The 17,985-nt window shown below is 64.3% G+C and carries 19 protein-coding genes; 7 read left to right on the top strand and 12 right to left on the bottom strand.

Annotated features, from left to right (window positions below; translation table 11 throughout):
* Nucleotides 1-122: 122 nt before the first annotated feature.
* Nucleotides 123-1,271 (top strand): M20 family metallopeptidase, encoded by a 1,149-nt coding sequence (locus tag FNV92_RS06345; RefSeq protein WP_143841670.1) that lies wholly within the window; start codon nt 123-125, stop codon nt 1,269-1,271.
* Between the two features lie 110 nt (nt 1,272-1,381).
* On the opposite strand, the gene FNV92_RS06340 is transcribed toward FNV92_RS06345, so the two are convergent.
* From FNV92_RS06340 to FNV92_RS06300, 9 genes are all read right to left on the bottom strand, one after another.
* The gene (locus tag FNV92_RS06340; protein WP_168213329.1) at nt 1,382-1,537 is read right to left on the bottom strand and encodes a hypothetical protein; all 156 of its coding nucleotides are present in this window, start codon (nt 1,535-1,537) and stop codon (nt 1,382-1,384) included.
* Nucleotides 1,538-1,623: 86 nt separating this feature from the next.
* Nucleotides 1,624-2,205 carry a flavin reductase family protein gene (locus tag FNV92_RS06335; protein WP_143841671.1) on the bottom strand — a complete coding sequence of 194 codons (582 nt, stop codon included), beginning with the start codon at nt 2,203-2,205 and terminating at the stop codon, nt 1,624-1,626.
* A gap of 31 nt (nt 2,206-2,236) precedes the next feature.
* Entirely contained in the window at nt 2,237-3,085 is an 849-nt protein-coding gene (locus FNV92_RS06330) for an ATP-binding cassette domain-containing protein (protein WP_143841672.1), read from the bottom strand.
* A gap of 20 nt (nt 3,086-3,105) precedes the next feature.
* The gene (locus tag FNV92_RS06325; protein WP_014439913.1) at nt 3,106-3,912 is read right to left on the bottom strand and encodes an ABC transporter permease subunit; all 807 of its coding nucleotides are present in this window, start codon (nt 3,910-3,912) and stop codon (nt 3,106-3,108) included.
* Nucleotides 3,909-5,066: an FMNH2-dependent alkanesulfonate monooxygenase gene (ssuD, locus tag FNV92_RS06320; RefSeq protein ID WP_143841673.1), complete on the bottom strand. Its 1,158-nt coding sequence runs from the start codon at nt 5,064-5,066 to the stop codon at nt 3,909-3,911. Before ssuD ends, FNV92_RS06325 begins: the two co-directional genes overlap by 4 nt.
* Nucleotides 5,067-5,079: 13 nt before the next feature.
* The gene (locus tag FNV92_RS06315) at nt 5,080-5,202 is read right to left on the bottom strand and encodes a hypothetical protein (protein WP_014439911.1); all 123 of its coding nucleotides are present in this window, start codon (nt 5,200-5,202) and stop codon (nt 5,080-5,082) included.
* A gap of 2 nt (nt 5,203-5,204) precedes the next feature.
* The gene (locus FNV92_RS06310; RefSeq protein WP_143841674.1) at nt 5,205-6,155 is read right to left on the bottom strand and encodes a sulfonate ABC transporter substrate-binding protein; all 951 of its coding nucleotides are present in this window, start codon (nt 6,153-6,155) and stop codon (nt 5,205-5,207) included.
* A gap of 359 nt (nt 6,156-6,514) precedes the next feature.
* On the bottom strand, nt 6,515-7,684 hold the full coding sequence (locus FNV92_RS06305) for a cytochrome P450 (RefSeq protein WP_143841675.1): 1,170 nt from the start codon (nt 7,682-7,684) through the stop codon (nt 6,515-6,517).
* A 129-nt stretch (nt 7,685-7,813) separates the two neighbouring features.
* A complete protein-coding gene (locus tag FNV92_RS06300) occupies nt 7,814-8,938 on the bottom strand; it encodes an Lpg1974 family pore-forming outer membrane protein (RefSeq protein ID WP_244623760.1) in 1,125 nt (374 codons plus the stop codon).
* Nucleotides 8,939-9,551: 613 nt separating this feature from the next.
* Between FNV92_RS06300 and FNV92_RS06295 the strand changes: the two genes are divergently transcribed.
* Nucleotides 9,552-10,310 (top strand): outer membrane protein, encoded by a 759-nt coding sequence (locus FNV92_RS06295; RefSeq protein ID WP_143841677.1) that lies wholly within the window; start codon nt 9,552-9,554, stop codon nt 10,308-10,310.
* Nucleotides 10,311-11,045: 735 nt separating this feature from the next.
* On the opposite strand, the gene FNV92_RS06290 is transcribed toward FNV92_RS06295, so the two are convergent.
* From FNV92_RS06290 to FNV92_RS06280, 3 genes are all read right to left on the bottom strand, one after another.
* Nucleotides 11,046-11,834, bottom strand: a complete 789-nt coding sequence (locus FNV92_RS06290) for a helix-turn-helix transcriptional regulator (protein WP_143841678.1) — start codon at nt 11,832-11,834, stop codon at nt 11,046-11,048.
* Nucleotides 11,835-11,946: 112 nt separating this feature from the next.
* Complete coding sequence (locus tag FNV92_RS06285) at nt 11,947-12,306, bottom strand: DUF2200 domain-containing protein (RefSeq protein ID WP_143841679.1); 360 nt, start codon at nt 12,304-12,306, stop codon at nt 11,947-11,949.
* Nucleotides 12,307-12,319: 13 nt separating this feature from the next.
* Complete coding sequence (locus FNV92_RS06280) at nt 12,320-13,525, bottom strand: LLM class flavin-dependent oxidoreductase (RefSeq protein WP_143841680.1); 1,206 nt, start codon at nt 13,523-13,525, stop codon at nt 12,320-12,322.
* 265 nt (nt 13,526-13,790) lie between these two features.
* Here FNV92_RS06280 and napE point away from each other — a divergent pair, with 265 nt between their 5' ends.
* From napE to FNV92_RS06255, 5 genes are read left to right on the top strand one after another with little or no spacing between them, the layout of a single operon-like run.
* Nucleotides 13,791-13,976 (top strand): periplasmic nitrate reductase, NapE protein, encoded by a 186-nt coding sequence (gene napE / locus FNV92_RS06275; RefSeq protein WP_014439903.1) that lies wholly within the window; start codon nt 13,791-13,793, stop codon nt 13,974-13,976.
* 27 nt (nt 13,977-14,003) lie between these two features.
* On the top strand, nt 14,004-14,318 hold the full coding sequence (locus FNV92_RS06270; RefSeq protein WP_014439902.1) for a chaperone NapD: 315 nt from the start codon (nt 14,004-14,006) through the stop codon (nt 14,316-14,318).
* 16 nt (nt 14,319-14,334) lie between these two features.
* On the top strand, nt 14,335-16,848 hold the full coding sequence (napA, locus tag FNV92_RS06265) for a nitrate reductase catalytic subunit NapA (protein ID WP_143841681.1): 2,514 nt from the start codon (nt 14,335-14,337) through the stop codon (nt 16,846-16,848).
* The gene (locus tag FNV92_RS06260; protein WP_014439900.1) at nt 16,845-17,315 is read left to right on the top strand and encodes a nitrate reductase cytochrome c-type subunit; all 471 of its coding nucleotides are present in this window, start codon (nt 16,845-16,847) and stop codon (nt 17,313-17,315) included. The genes napA and FNV92_RS06260 overlap by 4 nt, the downstream gene beginning before the upstream one ends.
* On the top strand, nt 17,312-17,953 hold the full coding sequence (locus FNV92_RS06255; protein WP_143841683.1) for a NapC/NirT family cytochrome c: 642 nt from the start codon (nt 17,312-17,314) through the stop codon (nt 17,951-17,953). Before FNV92_RS06260 ends, FNV92_RS06255 begins: the two co-directional genes overlap by 4 nt.
* The last annotated feature ends 32 nt before the right edge of the window (nt 17,954-17,985 follow it).

The following is a 17,985-nucleotide window of genomic DNA, read 5'->3' as shown; positions in this document are numbered from 1 at the left end:
TCGGCTTCGCCCCTGCGTCGCCTGACGTGCGATTCTGCGCATGGAGCCCGCGTTCGGCGCCTACCTCATCGTCGACACCGGCCCTATAAGCGCAACGTAGCGTCGGTTAGGGGACAGTGGCGATGTCGGAGACTCAAATCACGGACTGGCTGGCGTCGCAGCGGCAGGCGATGATCGACCTGCTGCGCGATGTCGTGAACATCGATTCCGGGTCCTATGACAAGGAAGGCGTCGATGCGGTCGGTGCGCGGTTCGAGCGGCATTTTGCCGAGCACGAGATTCCGTTCCGGCGCGAGAGCGATGCCAATTTCGGCGACGCGATCCATGCCGACGTCGCAAAGCCCGGCAGCAACGAGAAGCCGGTGCTGTTGATGGGGCATCGCGACACCGTGTTCGGCAAGGGCGAGGCCGGGCGGCGCCCGTTCACGATCAAAGACGGTCGCGCCTACGGACCTGGCGTTGCCGACATGAAGTCCGGCCTCGTCATGAACGTGTTCGTGGCGACGGCCTTTCACAAATTCGGCGGCAGCCCGCATCCGATCAAGCTGCTGATCACCTCCGACGAGGAGATCGGCTCGCCCTCCTCACGCCCGGTGATCGAGCGTGAAGGACGCGCCGCCCGCGCCGTGTTCAATTCCGAGCCGGGCCGCCCCACAGGCAACATCGTCACCGGCCGCAAGGGCGGCATCTTCATGCATTTTGCCGTCACCGGCAAAGCCGCGCATTCCGGCGCCAATTTCGCCGCGGGCGTCAGCGCGATCGGCGAGCTCGCGCACAAGATCGTCCAGATCCACGCGCTGACCGATCTCGACAAGGGCATCACGCTCAATGTCGGCCTCGTCTCGGGCGGCCAGTCCGTCAACACGACGGCGCCTTATGCGGAAGGCCAGATCGACCTGCGCTATGTCGAACCGGCCGATCGCGCCCGGATCATGGCCGCGATCGAAAAGATCATCGCGACCTCTTACGTGCCGGGTACCAGCGCGACGCTGACGATCAAGGGCGAGTTCGTGCCGGTGGTGCAGAGCGCGGACTCCAAGGCGCTGTTCGAGAGCTACCAGGCCGCCGCCAGGCAGGTCGGCCTCACCACGCTGCAGGGCGAATTCTCCGGCGGCTGCGCCGATTCCGGCTTCACCGCGGCGGTGGGCACGCCGACGATCTGCGGCCTCGGCCCGGTCGGCGGGCTCGCGCACACGCCGGAGGAATATCTGGAGATCGACAGCATCGTGCCGCGCGCTCAGGCGCTGGCGCTGGCGATTTTGCGGGGGTGACTGCCGCACACTCCGTCATGCCCGGGCTTGACCCGGGCATCCACGTCTCGCGGCAATCGCGGTTACGCATGGATGGCCGGGTCAAGCCCGGCCATGACGCGTTGAAGCCGTCACGAATAACTCGGCGCGTCGGGCTTGCGGAAGATGTGAATGGGATCGCCCGGGATGATCGGCTGGCCGCGGAACATCGCATAGGCGAAGAGCGCGAGATAGGCGATCGCCAGCGCGCCGACGGCGTAGAAGGCCCATATCGCGACGCGCTTCATCGTTCCGCTCCGTTGCCGTCCCGGCGGGACGGCTCAGGGCGCTTCTAGAGCGATGAGACCTAAAAGGCCAGCCTGCGCAGCGGCGATCAAACGCCGCGTCGAACGCTCGCGGGAACGCTGACGTCCGCAAGCCTGGCGGCATCCTCGTCCTGGTCGATCGCCACATACTGCCCGTGCCAATAGGCCAGCGCGGCGCTGCGGGCCGAATTCCTGACATCCCTGACGCGGCCGATGACGATGCCATGCGAATGACGCTCGACGATCTCCTCGACCTCGCAATCGACGGCGGACAATGCGCCGACCAGCAGCGGAACGCCCGAGACCGAGGTTACCCACTGGGATCCGGCAAAGCGATCGGCGCCCTTCAGCCCGCCCTTGCCGGCAAAACGCTCCGCGATTTCGAGCTGGTCCGCCGCGAGAATGTTGACGCCGAAGGCGCCGTAACGCCGGATCAGCGGGAAGGACGAGGCATCGCGGTTGATGCTGACCAGCAGTGTTGGCGGATCGACCGCCAGCGAGGTCACCGAGGTCACCGTCATGCCCGTGATGTCCTTGCCCCGTCCGGCGGTGATGACGCTGACCCCCCCGGTGAGATGGCGCATGGCGCCGCGGAAATCGGCGGGCGAGACGGGAATTTCGGTCATGAGATCGCGAGGCACTACATTCATGGCGTGATCCCCGAAACGGGGTTCCCTCTATTTAGGTACGATCGTCCGCCGACAAAAGGTGGCTCAGGATCGAGCCTTCCAGACCCGCAAGCTCGGCCGAGCCGCGCTCCCGGGGCCGGGCCAAATTCACCGTAACATCGTGGGCGATCCGGCCCTCGTCGATCACCAGCACCCGATCCGCCAGCGCCACCGCCTCGGCGACGTCGTGGGTCACCAGGATCGCGGTAAAGCCCTGGTCGCGCCAGACCCGCTCCAGCAGGCGCTGCATCGAGATGCGGGTCAGCGCGTCCAGCGCGCCAAGCGGCTCGTCGAAGGCCAGCACGCGCGGGCGGGAGACCAGCGCGCGGGCGAGCGCGACGCGCTGCTTCTGGCCGCCCGATAGCACCGAGGGCCACTGGTCGCGCTTGTCGGTCAGCCCGACCTCGGCGAGCGCCTTTTCGGCGCGCGCGGGCGCATCGCTGGATGAGCGATCGCGGCCGAGACCGACCTCGACGTTGGAGAGCACCCGCGCCCAGGGCAGCAGCCGCGGCTCCTGGAACATCACCCTGACGTCCTCGGGCTGGACCTTGGCATCGCCGAAGCTGATGCTGCCGGCGTCGATCTTTTCCAGGCCCGCGATCAGGCGCAGCAGCGTGCTCTTGCCGCAACCGCTCTTGCCGACGATCGCGACGAACTGGCCGGCGGGAATGTGCAGGTCGATGCCGCGCAGCACCTCATTGTCGCCGAAGGATTTTCGCAGGCCGCGGATGCTCAGCGGTAGGCCGCTGGTCTGCACTTGTCGTTCCTGGCGCTCTTCGCGCACGACACGGGCCGCGGGTGTGAAACCAGCGCGGCTGGCGAGCTCGGTTTCGGAATGGGAGGTACGAAGAGCTGTTTGCATGTGATTCCCGGTATTTCTGCTCAGCGTTTCTGGAAGGCGGGGTGCCAGGAGAGCGTCGCCCGCTCCAGCACGCGGGAGGCGCTGTCGGCGAGCTTGCCGAGCAGGGCATAGATCAGGATCGAGAGCACGACGACGTCGATCAGCATGAATTCGCGCGCCTGCATCGCCATGTAGCCGAGGCCGGAGGACGCCGCGATGGTCTCGGCGACGATCAGGGTCAGCCACATGATGCCGAGCGCGAAGCGAATGCCGACGAAGATCGACGGCAGCGCGCCCGGAAAGATCACCCGGCGGAACAGCTCGCTGTCGGTCATGCCGTAGATGCGACCCATCTCGATCAGCTGCGGATCGACGGTGCGGATGCCGTGCAGCGTGTTGAGGTAGATCGGGAAGAACACGCCGAGCGCCACCAGGAACAGCTTTGCGCTCTCGTCGATGCCGAACCAGAGGATGACGAGCGGGATCAGCGCCAGATGCGGCACGTTGCGCACCATCTGCAGCGTCGTGTCGGTGAGCTTGGCCGAAAGCTGCGAGAGGCCATTTGCCAGACCGAAGGCGAAGCCGATGCCGCCGCCGATCAGAAAGCCGATCGAGGCGCGCCAGAACGAGACCCAGATGTTGCGGACGAGTTCGCCGGAGAGCAGCAGCTTCCAGCCCGCGAGCACGACGTCGCTTGGCGCCGGCAGGACTCGAACCGGCACGAAACCGGTGACGCTGGCGACCTGCCAGATCGCGATGATGGCGAGCGGCACTATCCACTGGATCAGGCCGTCGACGCGCGGCAAACGGAAGCTGCGCGGAAGCGAAACGCTGTCGATCAGGCTCATGACTCCGACACCCTCTGCTGCGGACGGAAATCGCTGCCGACCGTTTCACCAAAGGGACCGCCGTTGAAGTGCAGCCTGGTCACGTTGCTCGGCTGCTCCAGCGAGAGCAGCGGGAAAACCAGCTCGGCGAAGCGATAGGCTTCCTCCAGATGCGGGTAGCCCGACATGATGAAGGTATCGATGCCGAGATCCTGATACTCCTTGATGCGGGCCGCGACGGTCTCGGCGTCGCCGACCAGCGCCGTTCCGGCGCCGCCGCGCACGAGGCCGACGCCGGCCCACAGGTTCGGCGCGATCTCGAGCTTGTCGCGCTTGCCACCATGAAGCTGCGCCATGCGCTGCTGGCCGACCGAATCCATGCGTGCGAAGTTCTTCTGCGCCAGCGCGATGGTGTCGTCGCTGACATGCTTGATCAGCTCGTTCGCGGCACGCCAGGCCGCCTCATTGGTCTCGCGGACGATCACATGCAGCCGGATGCCGAACGAGAGCTTGCGGCCGCGTGCACTGGCGACCGCCTTCACCTTGGCGATCTTCTCGGCCACCAAAGCCGGCGGCTCGCCCCAGGTGAGATATTTGTCGACGGTATCGACGGCGACGTCGATGCCGGCATCCGACGAGCCGCCGAAATAGAGCGGCGGACGCGGCGACTGCGCCGGAGGAAACAGCAGCTTGCCGCCCTCGACGTGGATATGCTTGCCCTCGACATTGACGGTCTTGCCAGCGAGCAGGTCGCTATAGACGTTGAGGAACTCGCGGGTGACCTCGTAGCGTTCGTCATGCCCGAGGAAGATGCCGTCGCCCTTGTTCTCGACGGGATCTCCGCCGGTGACCACGTTGACGAGGAGCCGGCCGTCCGTGATGCGATCGAGCGTCGCGGTCATGCGCGCGGCCACGCTCGGCGATTGCAGGCCGGGCCTGACTGCCACGAGATAGCGCAGGCGCTCGGTGAACGGCGCGACGCTCGAGGCCACGATCCAGGAATCCTCGCAGGATCGTCCGGTCGGGATCAGCACGCCGAAATAGCCGAGCTGGTCGGCCGCCTGCGCGACCTGGCGCAGATAGTTGAAGTTGACCTCGCGGCCGCCGATGCCGGTGCCGAGATAGCGGCCGTCGCCATGCGTCGGCAGGAACCAGAGGAAATTGCTCTTGCTCATGGATGTGCTCCGACTAGCCGTAGGTGGTGCCGACCGCGGCGGCGACGATGCCGATCGACAGCACGATGGCTGCGATCACGCGTTGAACGATGCGCTTCATGTTGAGGCCCTTGTGAATGGGAAGGCTGGTGGGCACGATCAGGCTGCCGGATTGCGCCAGACGATGTCGCGAACGACGACCGGCTTGGGGATGAGGCCGAGCTTGTGGAAGCGGTCGGCGACGCCCTGCTGGGTCGTGACGATGTCATCGGTGACGGGACCGACGACGAAGTTGGCGCGGTCGGCCGCGACGGTCTGGATATCCAGCGGCACGCCGGTGATCGCGGCCAGCGACCTGGCGACTTCGCCGCGGTTCTGTTCGGCCCATTTGCCGGCCGCGGCCGTCACGTCGACGATCTGCTGCAGAATCGCACCGTGGTTCTTCGCGAAGTCGCGGTTGGCGATGTAGAAGGAATTGGTCTTGGTGACCTCGTGCGAATTGATCAGGATGCGCCCGCTTTGCTTGGTCTCTCCGATCGCGAAATAGGGATCCCAGATCGCCCAGGCCTCGATGCTGCCATTGGCGAAGGCGGGACCGGCATCGGGCGGCGTCAGATAGACCGGGGTGATGTCGGCATAGGTGAGGCCGGCCTTCTCCAGCGTCTGCACCACGATGTTGTGGGCGCTGGAGCCCTTGGTGAAGCCGATGCGCTTGCCCTTTAAATCAGCGATGGATCGGATCGGGGAATCCTTCGGCACCAGGATGCCCTGACCGTTGGTGATGGGCTGGCCGGCGGCGTACACGATCGCGGCGCCCGCGGCCTGGGCGAACACCGGCGGGGAATCCCCGACCGAACCGTAATCGACGCTGCCGACATTCATCGCCTCCATCATCGGAGGCCCCGAGGAGAACTCGACCCATTTCACGTCGATGCCCAAGGGAGCGAAATGTTTTTCCAGGGACGCCTGCTGGCGCGCGATAACCAGCACGCCGGTCTTCTGGTAGCCGATACGAATTTCCTTCACACCCGCTTGCGCTTTCGCGCGCGAGGCGAATGCTGCGGCGATTGCGGATCCAGCAGACAATTTCAAAAAGTTCCGGCGCAGCATTCCAAACTCCAGGCCGCGTGCGGCCGTCATCATTCGTGTTCGGGAATGATGGTGCGGGTCGGCGGAGGTGTCGAGACGCGCGGAAAAATAGCGATGCGGGCACTGCGCCCATGGCGGAGCGCATGATTAATCTTTCAAGCCACCGTGCGAATGAAGATGGAATTTTTCTGCACGCGGATGTGAAGGCCGGGCGGATTCGGCCCCGGACCCAAAAAGCGCGAAAACAACCCCATGCACAGTAGCCGGGCGCGCGAAATCAATGACTTACGCATTATCCGAAATTCAAATTGACGCGTCGGGCAAAACAGGGGCAAGATGGCATCGTGGCGGCGTTCCGGAAGGGCGGGCGTCCAGTCCGACTAATGCAGCCACCGCACCGGCAAATTCTGTAGGCCGCGGAACGCCCAGCCGCCGATCCGCACCGGCTCGTCGTCAGCGAGTTCCAGCTTTGGAGCGCGGGCGAACAATGTCGGCAGTGCGACGTCGGCGATCATGGCGCGGGAGGCGAAGGCGCCGGCGCAGAAATGCGGGCCGGCGCCGAAGGCGACGCTCTTGGAGGTGTCGCGCCGCACGTCGAATTCATCGGCGCGCTCGAAATGCTTCTCGTCGCGGTTGGCCGAGCCGAACATCAGGAACACGCGCTCGTCGGTTTCGAAGGAGACGTCGCGGATGGACCATGGCTTTGCGATCCGCCGCGGGGACATGCCGATCGGCGAGATCCAGCGGGCGTACTCCTCGAACGCCTGCAGCCAGGAGACCTCGCCGCTGCGGACGAGAGCGAGTTGGTCGGGATGGCTCAGCAGCGCCCACACCGTGCCGGCGATCGCCTTGCGCGGCTCGTTCTGGCCGCCTGATATCGCCAGCTTGACGTTGGCGCGCACGCTGTCCATCGGCATGCCAGAGGCAAGGAGGACGCCGAGGATGCTCTGGTCGGGTCTTTCACGCATTACCGGCAGGATGTCGTCGATCGCTGCATCGATACCCGACGTCGCGGCGTGGCAGCGCGCTTCGACGGCGGGATCGCCGCCATAGTTGGCGATGCCCTCGATCATGCCCTGCGACCAGGCGTCCATGTCGGCAAAGCCGATATTGGTAAGGCCGGTGATCGACTTCAGGCATTCGCCGGAAAACGGCAGCGCGAAGTCGCGCATCAAGTCGATCCGGCTGCCCGGCTCGATCGCGTCGATAATGCGGTCGGCATGGGCCTGAAACAGCGCGGTCCAATGCGCCTTCACCGTCTTCGGCGACACCGTCGGGAACATCGCGCGGCGCTCGGCCTGATGCGCCTCGCCATCCTTGCGCATCATGTTGTGGCCCATCAGTCGGTTCATTAGGCCGGCCGGCTGATGCGAGGAGAACACGTCGATCTGCTTCTCGGAGATCGAGATGTCGTCGCGGCGCGTCAGCAACGTCGAACCAAGCTGCGGCACGAAGGCGATCGGCGCCTCCTGGCGCAGCTTCGCAAGCATCGGATAGGGATCGGCCCAGAATGCGGCCGGGTCGATGTCGATGCGCGGCGCCGTGCTCAAGGCGGTCTCCCCTGGATTCTTGTTTCCTTCGGGGCAGACTAGCGGAATCCGGTGGCGGCGTCTGTCCCTGGCGATGGGGACAGAGCTGCTATCAAGTCCCTCGCCTTTCCAGGCGCTATACGCCCAGCCTCAATAGAAGGCCCAGCTCGCGGTCACATACGGGCCGTGGTTGGTGAAATTGCTCTGCAGATGTTGCTGCGTCGCGAGGTAAATGCCGATGGGCGGAAGCGTCAGGCTGGTCGGGACCTGAGTCAGTGCATATGAATTGACCGCATCGAAATAGACCGCGGCCTTATAGCCGGCCTCGACCTTGAACAATCCGTAAGCTGTCGGCGCGAAGGTATAGGCGCTGGCCAACTTGCCGTCGATGCTGGGCACCACCCGCGTCGCATTGGGAGAGCTTATGGACTGGCTGGAAAGTCCGAACGCCGGAGACAGCGTGGTGAAATCCATCCCGCTCTGCGCAGAGCCGATCAGAACAGCGCCGGCCATCTCGCCGATGAACTGGAAGTCGCCGATGCCGAACTGACCCTTGATACCAACACGGGGCCCGGCGCCGGTGAACAGGGAATTGACGGTGTAGCCCGAAGAGGCATCGCCACCCGGGCTTGCGAACAGGCCCGACAGGTTTTGGCTGATCCGCGCGGCCGATACGCCGCCGAAGGCCCGCATCTGGAACGAGCAATCGGCGCAGAAGGTGTATCCGGCGTCCAGGTTGACGACGTCAAAGGCGGTTTTCACCGAGCCACTGCCATTCTTGTAGAGGGCCGATTCCGGCCCGATCAGATAGGGTGGTCCCACCATTTCCGTCGGCGAAGCAAAGAACGAATCCGTCGCGGTGTTGCGCAGGTGCGTCCAGTTCAGCTGGATATCTTTCGACTCGTCGCCGATGTAGCGGGCGCCAAAGCTGAACGATGGCGTGAAGTTCGGCTTGAGCGACTGATTTCGCCAGTGCGGTGTCACCACCGGCAGAGGATTGGTCAGCGTGCCATATTCGAGATTGCCGGCACCTGGCTGCAGGAACGAAGCCGTTCCGCTGACTTCGAAGCGGGGCGCACTCGCGCGTCGCGCGCCGACATAGCCGAGATCGGCAGCCATGCTGTCCTGACCTGCCGATCGCGGCAGCGGGACGAGCACCGTACCGGAGGTGGAATCCGCCGGCCGAGGTTGAAGCCTTGCCGTCCTGGCCGTTTCGCCGAACGTTTCCTTGGACGTTTCCTTGGACGTTTCGAGGCGGTTGAGCCGCGCGCGCAAGGCGGCATTCTCCCTCTCCAACGCATCGAGACGTTCGGAGATCTTGTCGGCGAGCGCAGGACGCGGCACTGCTGCGACACTCAGTCCAACACACGCAAGCAACGCAAGCTTTGTGACACGCTTCATGGTCTGCGCTCCCCCGAGAAAACATCGAGGCACGGACTCACAGCTCATCGTCGCGGCAGCCTCGCGCGGAGGCTCCGACAAAACGACCGAATCGGTGACGGTCCTACCTGATGTGAATGCTAGTCTCATTCATCAAGACAAGGTGACCTATATTGAACACCTGCAGCGAATGTCGGGAGGTGTGCTTTTGCGGATGCGTCGCGGCGCGCGTGAGCAAATTCACCAGTGCCAAAGCCCGTTGTTCTACGGGCATCCTCAGTCGGCAGACGGCTTCGACTCGAATTTGCGCCAGCTCTCATTCCTCCGCACCGAAGGCGCTGCGAGCGGATATCGCACTGCGGAGAAAAGGCCTGCCGGTGAGCGACGTCTGCAAAGCCTGCATTCGGTGCAGCACTGTAGCGATTGGGTGACAAGATCTGGAGCGGCGAAGCGTAAGCTGTTCGCGGAAATTGATTCTGTCGCAAAAACTCGGCTCAGGGGATTCATCATGAAGACATTGCTGCTCGGTACCGTCGGCGCGCTTGCGATGGTCACTTCGGCTTCTGCCGCAGACATGGCACCCCGTCCCTACACCAAGGCGCCCACGATCAGCGCGATGTACGACTGGAGCGGCTTCTACATCGGCGCCAACGGCGGATGGGGATCGAGCCACAAGTGCTGGGATTTCAGCAATGCGGCCGGCGCCTTCAATGTTTCCGAGGGATGCCACGATGCAACCGGCGGCACGGCCGGCGGCCAGGTCGGGTATCGCTTTCAGAGCTCCAGCATCGTGTTCGGTCTCGAAGCACAGGGCAACTGGGCCAACTTCCGCGGCAGCAACCAGAGCATTCCGTTCCCGGCCGTCGTCAACGCCACGCAAGTCGACGCGTTCGGAATGTTCACCGGCCAAATCGGCTATTCCTGGAACGCCACGCTGCTCTATCTGAAGGGTGGCGCCGCTCTGACCTCCGATCGCTATCGCGGCTATCTGACTGCCAACGGCGCCCAGATCAGCGACACCGTCAACGACACCCGCTGGGGCGGCGTGATCGGACTCGGCCTCGAATACGGCTTCGCGCCGAACTGGTCCGCCGCGATCGAATACGATCACATGTTCATGCAGGACAGGTTCATCACCTTCACCAACAACGGCACGCTCGCACCTGCGGGGACGGCCTACGCCAGCGACCGCATTCACCAGGACGTCGACCTCATCACCGTCCGGGTCAATTATCGCTGGGGCGGCGCGGTCATCGCCAAGTATTGATTGAACGAGCGCGGTCGTTGTTTCCATCGACGATCGCCTCCCTCGAGTTGACGCCGGGCGGCGGGGCTTGGCTTGGCTTGGCTTGGCAAGTTCTTGCCGAGCCGAGGCGTCTCGCGGCTTGCCCTGCTCGCCGTTGCAGACAAACGTGCATCCCTTCTTCACAAGATGTTGAGTTGTTGTCGCTAAGTGTTTGGGACGGCGGCGGCTGCGGTGATCGACTGAACACTGCAAATCCTGCGCTCCAACAGAGGTACAACATGTCAAATAAAACGGGACGGCGGCTCGCTGGTGTGACGTTGACGGCTTTGTCGACGCTGATGCTGATTTCGCTCGGGTCCGGCTCTGCCGAGGCCGTCGTTTACTGCACGACGGCGGGCGTACCGGACGGTTGCGTGGCACGGCCGGCAGCAGCGGCAGGCGCACCGGGTCGCGTCGGCGTCGCCGGCGTTGGCGCTGGCGCACCGGGTGCTGGCGTCCGCGCGGGCACGCCCGCGAACCGTGGTGGTCCGGTCAACCGTGCAGGCCGACACTAGCGCGGGATGTCGTTGACCTCTCCCGCTTGCGGGGGAGGTCGCGGTGCGCTCGAAGATCAAAAGAGCCGTGGCCGGTCCGATAGTTTGGCCATAGGTCCGGTAGCTTTGCGGCTGCTGGATCGATGCAGGCTCAAAGGACGACGATCCCAGCTGGTGTCCGCTTTGCGTCCGGACGCCGCGATCGCGGACCTGAGAATCCCCCTTAGTTCGGGCGGCCAAACGTCGTGAGCAGGCCCAGCACGATCGAAAACAATTCATTCTGCGACGAGATGCCGAGCCGCCCATAGGCGCGCTTGCGGTAGGTGAGCGTCGAATGCAGGCTGATGCCGAGCGCCTGCGAGATCGCCTCGGAGCTGAGGCCGAGCAGGATGCGGCGGCAGACATCCTGCTCGCGCGGCGTCAGCGCGCAGAGTGGTGCGCGCGTCGCAAACAATGCCACCAGGGACTGCTCAGGCGTCTCCGTCTCGCCCTGCTGAAAATGCCTCGCGACGCTGGCAGCGATTGCCGGTGCAATGGCCCGAAGCCGCGCACGCTGAGCGTCGCCGAAGCGGCCCTGGGCCGCGATGCGATAGAAGTTGACGTAGTAGCAGGTATCGTCCGTCCAGATCGCGGCCGCGCTTTTGTCGACGATGCCGGAATCCTTGAAGAATATCTTTCGATAGCCTGCCCCGTACATGCGTGGCGCGAAGGCCGGCAGCATGATCGGCACGCTGGCATGCTCCTCAAACATCGCATCGCGATTGGGATCGGCTTCGTGGAAATGGCCGGCATAGGCCGCGCCGAGATCCGCGCCGGTCGGGATGTTGCCGGCATCGAGCAGGCAACGCGCGGCGCCCGCACGACTCAATGCGAACACCATGCAATGACCGACGCCAGCCTGCCGGCGCAGCGTATCGATCAACACCTTGGGAAAATCGGGGCGTCCGATGGCAAGCACCGCGGACGCGACATCGCCAGCCGCCGGATTTGCGGGCACAGACCTGGACCGCATCGCTTTCTCCCTGTCGCCTTTACTGAAAGTTATCAGCAATGGCGGCTGCGCGGAAGACGGAGGTCGTCAGCCTGGCCAGCAACGCCGCATGGCGAGTGGAGTGGGCTTCGGCTCAGGAGTCGGCTTTTCGCAAGATCTTGTCCATTGCCTTTCCCTTGGCCAGTTCGTCGATCAGCTTGTCCAGGTAGCGGATCTCTCGCATCGTCGGTTCTTCGATATCCTCGACACGGACGCCGCAGACGACGCCTTTGATCAGGGCTCGCAAGGGATTGATACGCGGGGCCTTCGCAAAGAAGGTTTCAAAGTCCGTCTGCTTCTTCAGTTGAGCTTCCAGCTCCTTCTGGCCATAGCCTGTCAGCCAGGATATGACCTGATCGACCTCTGCTTTCGTCCGTCCCTTCCTCTCCGCCTTCGCAATGTAGAGTGGGTACACGCTTGCGAAGCTCATCGTATAGATCCGGTGTTTTGCCACGATGAGAAGTCCCCTACCCCGCCGCCGCCTTCGCCGGTGCGACGTTGATGGCGAGCTTGCCGTAGCGATCCGAAAAAGCCTGCGTGTCGATCTCCTCCAGCTTGATCTCGCCGCTCATCACGCCCCTCTTCCAGGCCGCCTGCGCCGGGTCGTTCTGGAATTCCGGCATCACCTCGCGGCCGAACAGCTCGAGCGATTCGCAGATGTGCTCGTGGCTGTTCTTGCCGGCCTGATTCAGCAGGATGACCTGGTCGATGTGCGACGACTGAAAGCGCTTGAGCTTCTTGCGGATCGTCTCGGGCGAGCCGATCAGGCCGCCGCGCAAGGCCGCCTCCTGCGCCTCCGGATTGTCGCGCTTCCACTTGTTGTACTCGTCCCACATGTTGACGGTGTAGGGCGCCGGACGCTGGCGGTTCTGCGAGGCGCCGTAGAAGCGCAGCGCGAACTGGAAGAAGGTGGCGCCGTCGGCGCGGGCGCGTGCCTCTTCGTCGGTCTTGGCGCACATGAAGAACGAGACCAGCGCCATGTTCGGGTTGATCTCGTAGTCGGCGAGCTTGGTGAGCCGCTTGGTCATGGCGTTGTAATAGGCGTGCACCCAGGCATGCGCGGCATCGGCGCTGACGAACTGGAAACCGAGCGCGCCAAACCCATGACGCCCTGCACGCTCGATGGTCGGCAGCTGCGAGCACGCCATCCACAGCGGCGGATGCGGCTTCTGCACGGGCTTCGGCACGACGTTGCGCAGGGGGATGTCGAAATACTTGCCGTGATGCTCGCTGCCCGCGTCCTTGAACATCGGGAAGATCGCGGCAACGGCCTCCTCAAACACTTCCTTTTTCGTCTCCATGTCGCGGCCGAACGGCGTGAGCTCGGTGATGGACGCGCTCTCGCCCATGCCGAATTCGCAGCGGCCGTTGGAGAGCAGGTCGAGCACCGCGACGCGCTCGGCGACGCGCGCCGGATGGTTGGTGGTGAGCTGGAGGATGCCGTGGCCGAGCCGGATGTTCCTGGTGCGCTGGCTCGCGGCCGCGAGAAAGGATTCCGGCGAGGGCGAGTGCGAATATTCCTCGAGGAAGTGATGCTCGACGACCCAGGCGTGGTCGTAATTGAGCTTGTCGGCGAGCTCCATCTGCGAGAGGGCGTTCTGGTAGAGCGCGAGCTCGTCGCCGGCCACCCAGGGCCGTGGCAGTTGCAGCTCATAGAAGATGCCGAACTTCATGACGCTTCTCCCGCTTTATTGTTGTTAGTGTCATCTTAATGCGCGAGGCAGCGCTGTCTACGGAATCACAATTCCGCCGTGCGGGAGATTGATTCTTCGCGCATTTGCGGCAATCCGGCGCGGCCCCATAGCCGGGCTGCGACATTCCGGCGACCCGGCTGATTGATCTAAATCAACGCCTTGTTAGGTCGAACGAATCTAAAGTTCGGCAAGGCAACGGCCCGGATGCCGTCCCGATTCCCCATACCATTCAAAGAGACCGAATATGTCGGTTCCAGACGACGCGTCGACGCGCGTGCGCCGTAAGCGCATGGAGATTTTCGCTTTCCTGTTCCTGACCGCGGTCGTGATGCCCGTCCTCGCAGTCGGAACGGTCGGCTCATACGGCCTCGGTGTCTGGATCTACCAGATGTTTGCCGGCCCTCCCGGCCCGCCGCCCTCCCCGCATTGACCATTCGAACAGCGAAAGACAGGCACCATGGCTCAAGCCAGACTCAACCGCCGCGCATTGATCACCGGCCGGGTGCTCAGCGCCGAGCGCATCATCTCGCCGCCGGGCTGCGAAATCGCCAGTATCATCGTGCAGGCCCGTCCCGAGCGCCTCGCCGATCTGGAAGCCGCGATCACCGCGCTTGCCGGCTGCGAGATTCACGGCCGCGATCCGCGCGGCAAGCTCATCGTCGTGACCGAGGCGCCTGATTCCGGCAGCCTCGGCACCCTGCTCAACACCATCCAGTCGCTGCCCGACGTCTATTCCGCGGCGCTGGTTTTCCACGCCATCGAAACCGCCTGAGCAAGGAAGAGCCATCATGACAACGCCAAAGCTCGACCGCCGCCAGATGCTGAAGCTCGAGGCCGCCGCGATCGCGGCCGCCGCCGCGGGCATGCCGGTGCCGGCGCTCGCCGCGAACCTCGTCGCAGAGCGCGACGTCGCCGAACTGAAATGGGACAAGGCCGCCTGCCGCTTCTGCGGCACCGGCTGCTCGGTGATGGTCGCGACCAAGGACAACCGCGTCGTCGCCACCCACGGCGACACCAAGGCAGAGGTCAACCGCGGCCTCAACTGCGTCAAGGGCTACTTCCTCTCCAAGATCATGTACGGCCACGACCGCCTGTCGCAGCCGATGCTGCGCAAGACGAACGGCAAGTACGACAAGAACGGCGAGTTCACGCCGATCAGCTGGACCGAGGCCTTCGACATCATGGAGGTGAAGTGGAAGGAGGCGATCAAGAAGCGCGGGCCGAACGGCGTCGCCATGTTCGGCTCCGGCCAGTGGACGGTCTGGGAAGGCTATGCCGCCTCGAAACTGTTCAAGGCCGGCTTCCGCACCAACAACATCGACCCCAATGCGCGCCACTGCATGGCCTCCGCCGTCGCCGGCATGATGCGCACCTTCGGCATCGACGAGCCGCCCGGTTGCTATGACGACATCGAGGCGACCGACGCCTTCGTGCTGTGGGGCTCCAACATGGCGGAGATGCATCCGATCCTGTGGACGCGCCTGGCCGACCGCCGGCTCTCCGCCCCGCATGTCCGCGTCGCCGTGCTCTCGACCTTCGAGCACCGCTCGTTCGACCTCGCCGACATCGGCATGGTGTTCAAGCCGCAGACCGATCTCTATCTGCTCAACGCCATCGCCAACCACATCATCAAGACCGGCCGGGTCAACAAGGACTTCGTTGCCGCGCATACCATTTTCAGGCGCGGGCAAACCGACATCGGCTACGGCCTGCGGCCCGAGCATCCGCTGCAGAAGAAGGCGACGGGCGCCGCGAAGGCCAACGACTCCACCGACATGAGCTACGACGAGTACGTGAAGTTCGTGTCCGATTACACGCTGGAGAAGGCCGCCGAGATGTCCGGCGTGCCGCTGAACCGGCTGGAAGCGCTCGCCGAGATCTACGCCGATCCCAAGACCAAGGTGGTCTCGTTCTGGACCATGGGCTTCAACCAGCACACCCGCGGCGTCTGGTGCAACAACCTCGTCTACAACATCCATCTTCTGACAGGAAAGATCTCCGAGCCCGGCAACAGCCCGTTTTCGCTGACCGGCCAGCCCTCGGCCTGCGGAACCGCGCGCGAGGTCGGCACCTTCTCGCACCGCCTGCCGGCGGACATGGTCGTGACCAACAAGGAGCACCGCACCAAGGCCGAGCACATCTGGCAGCTGCCCGAAGGCACCATTCCCGACAAGCCCGGCGCACACGCCGTGCTGCAAAGCCGGATGCTGAAGGACGGCCTGATCAACGCCTATTGGGTGCAGGTCAACAACAACCTTCAGGCCGGTCCCAACGCCAACGAGGAGACCTATCCGGGTTTTCGCAATCCCGACAATTTCATCGTGGTCTCCGACGCCTATCCCTCGGTGACGGCACTGGCCGCCGATCTGATCCTGCCGACCGCGATGTGGGTGGAGAAGGAAGGCGCCTATGGCAACGCCGAGCGGCGCACGCAGTTCTGGCATCAGCTGGTCGCGGCGCCCGGCGAGGCCAAGTCCGATCTCTGGCAGCTGATGGAATTCTCCAAGCGCTTCAAGATCGAGGAGGTCTGGCCGGAAGAGCTGATCGCCAAGAAGCCGGAGGTTCGCGGCAAGACGCTGTTCGACGTGCTCTACAAGAACGGCCAGGTCGACAAGTTCCCGGTCTCCGACATCGAGCAGGGCTACCTCAACGACGAGTCCAAGGCGTTCGGCTTCTACGTCCACAAGGGCCTGTTCGAGGAATACGCCACCTTCGGCCGCGGCCATGGCCACGACCTCGCGCCGTTCGACACCTATCACCGGGAGCGCGGCCTGCGCTGGCCCGTCGTCAACGGCCAGGAAACCAGATGGCGTTTCCGCGAAGGCAGCGATCCCTACGTCAAGCAGGGCGCGGGCGTGCAGTTCTACGGCTATCCGGACGGCAAGGCGCGCATCTTCGCGCTGCCCTACGAGCCGCCGGCGGAATCGCCCGACGGTGAATATCCGTTCTGGCTCTCGACCGGCCGCGTGCTGGAGCACTGGCATTCCGGCACCATGACGCGCCGCGTGCCCGAGCTCTACAAGGCGTTCCCGGAGGCGGTGGTCTTCATGCATCCCGACGACGCGCAGGAAGCCAAGATCCGGCGCGGCGACGAGGTGAAGGTGGTGTCCCGCCGCGGCTTCATTCGCGCCCGCGTCGAGACGCGCGGCCGCGACCGGCCGCCGCGTGGCCTCGTCTTCGTGCCCTGGTTCGACGAATCCAAGCTGATCAACAAGGTGACGCTTGACGCCACCGATCCAATCTCGCTGCAGACCGATTACAAGAAATGCGCCGTGCGCATCGAGCGGGTGAACCTGTCATGATGAAACGATTTGGAATCGCTCTGCTCGCGGTCGCGATCGCCGCGGGCGCGAGTTCGCTGACCGCGCAGACGGTGACGTCGGGCCTGCGCGGGCCGACCCCGCTCAATGACGAGGGTCCGGCGCCGCCGATGCTGCCGAACCGCAACACCTCCGAGCGGGAGGTGCGCAACTATCCGGAGCAGCCGCCGGTGATCCCGCACACGATCGACGGCTACCAGATCGACCTCAACGGCAACAAATGCCTGTCGTGCCACGCGCGCGCCCGCATCGCGGAATCACAGGCGCCGATGGTGTCGATCACGCATTTCATGGACCGCGACGGCCAGTTCCTGGCCTCGATCTCGCCGCGCCGCTTCTTCTGCACGGAATGCCACGTGCCGCAGAACACCGCCAACCCGCCCGTCAGCAACGATTTCACTGACATCGACACGCTGCTGTCGCGCTCGAGCCCCGGTGGCCGCCGATGACGACGGCTGCTGACGAGCCAGAAGCCAAACGTGGCTTCATCCTGCGCTGCTGGGATTTCGCACGCGAGCTGTGGCAGGTGCTGATCCGGCCGAGCTCGGTGTTCGGGCTCGGCGTGCTGGTGCTGGCGGGCTTTGCCGCCGGCGTGATCTTCTGGGGCGGCTTCAACACCGCATTGGAGCTGACCAACACCGAGAAGTTCTGCACCGGCTGCCACGAGATGAAGGACAACGTGTTCGCCGAGCTGAAGTCGACCATCCACTTCACCAACCGCTCCGGCGTGCGCGCGACCTGCCCGGACTGCCACGTGCCGCACAACTGGACCGACAAGATCGCGCGCAAGATGCAGGCCTCCAAGGAGGTCTGGGGCAAGATCTTCGGCACGATCGACACCCGCGAGAAATTCAATGATCACCGCCTCGAGCTCGCCGCGCATGAATGGGCGCGCTTCAAGGCCAACGATTCGCTGGAATGTCGCAATTGCCACAGCGCCGATTCCATGGACATCACCAAGCAGTCGCCGCGGGCCTCGGTGGCGCACCAGCGCTTCCTGTTCACCAAGGAAAAGACCTGTATCGACTGCCACAAGGGCATCGCCCACCATTTGCCCGACATGCGCGGCGTTCCCGGCTGGCAGTAGGCGGGCACAATCGCGTCCGCAGCGTCGTGGCC

It is taken from the genome of Bradyrhizobium cosmicum, assembly GCF_007290395.2.
Classification (GTDB): Bacteria; Pseudomonadota; Alphaproteobacteria; order Rhizobiales; family Xanthobacteraceae; genus Bradyrhizobium; species Bradyrhizobium cosmicum.
Note: the sequence above shows the minus strand (reverse complement) of the source record. Positions and strands in the feature narration are given on the sequence as shown.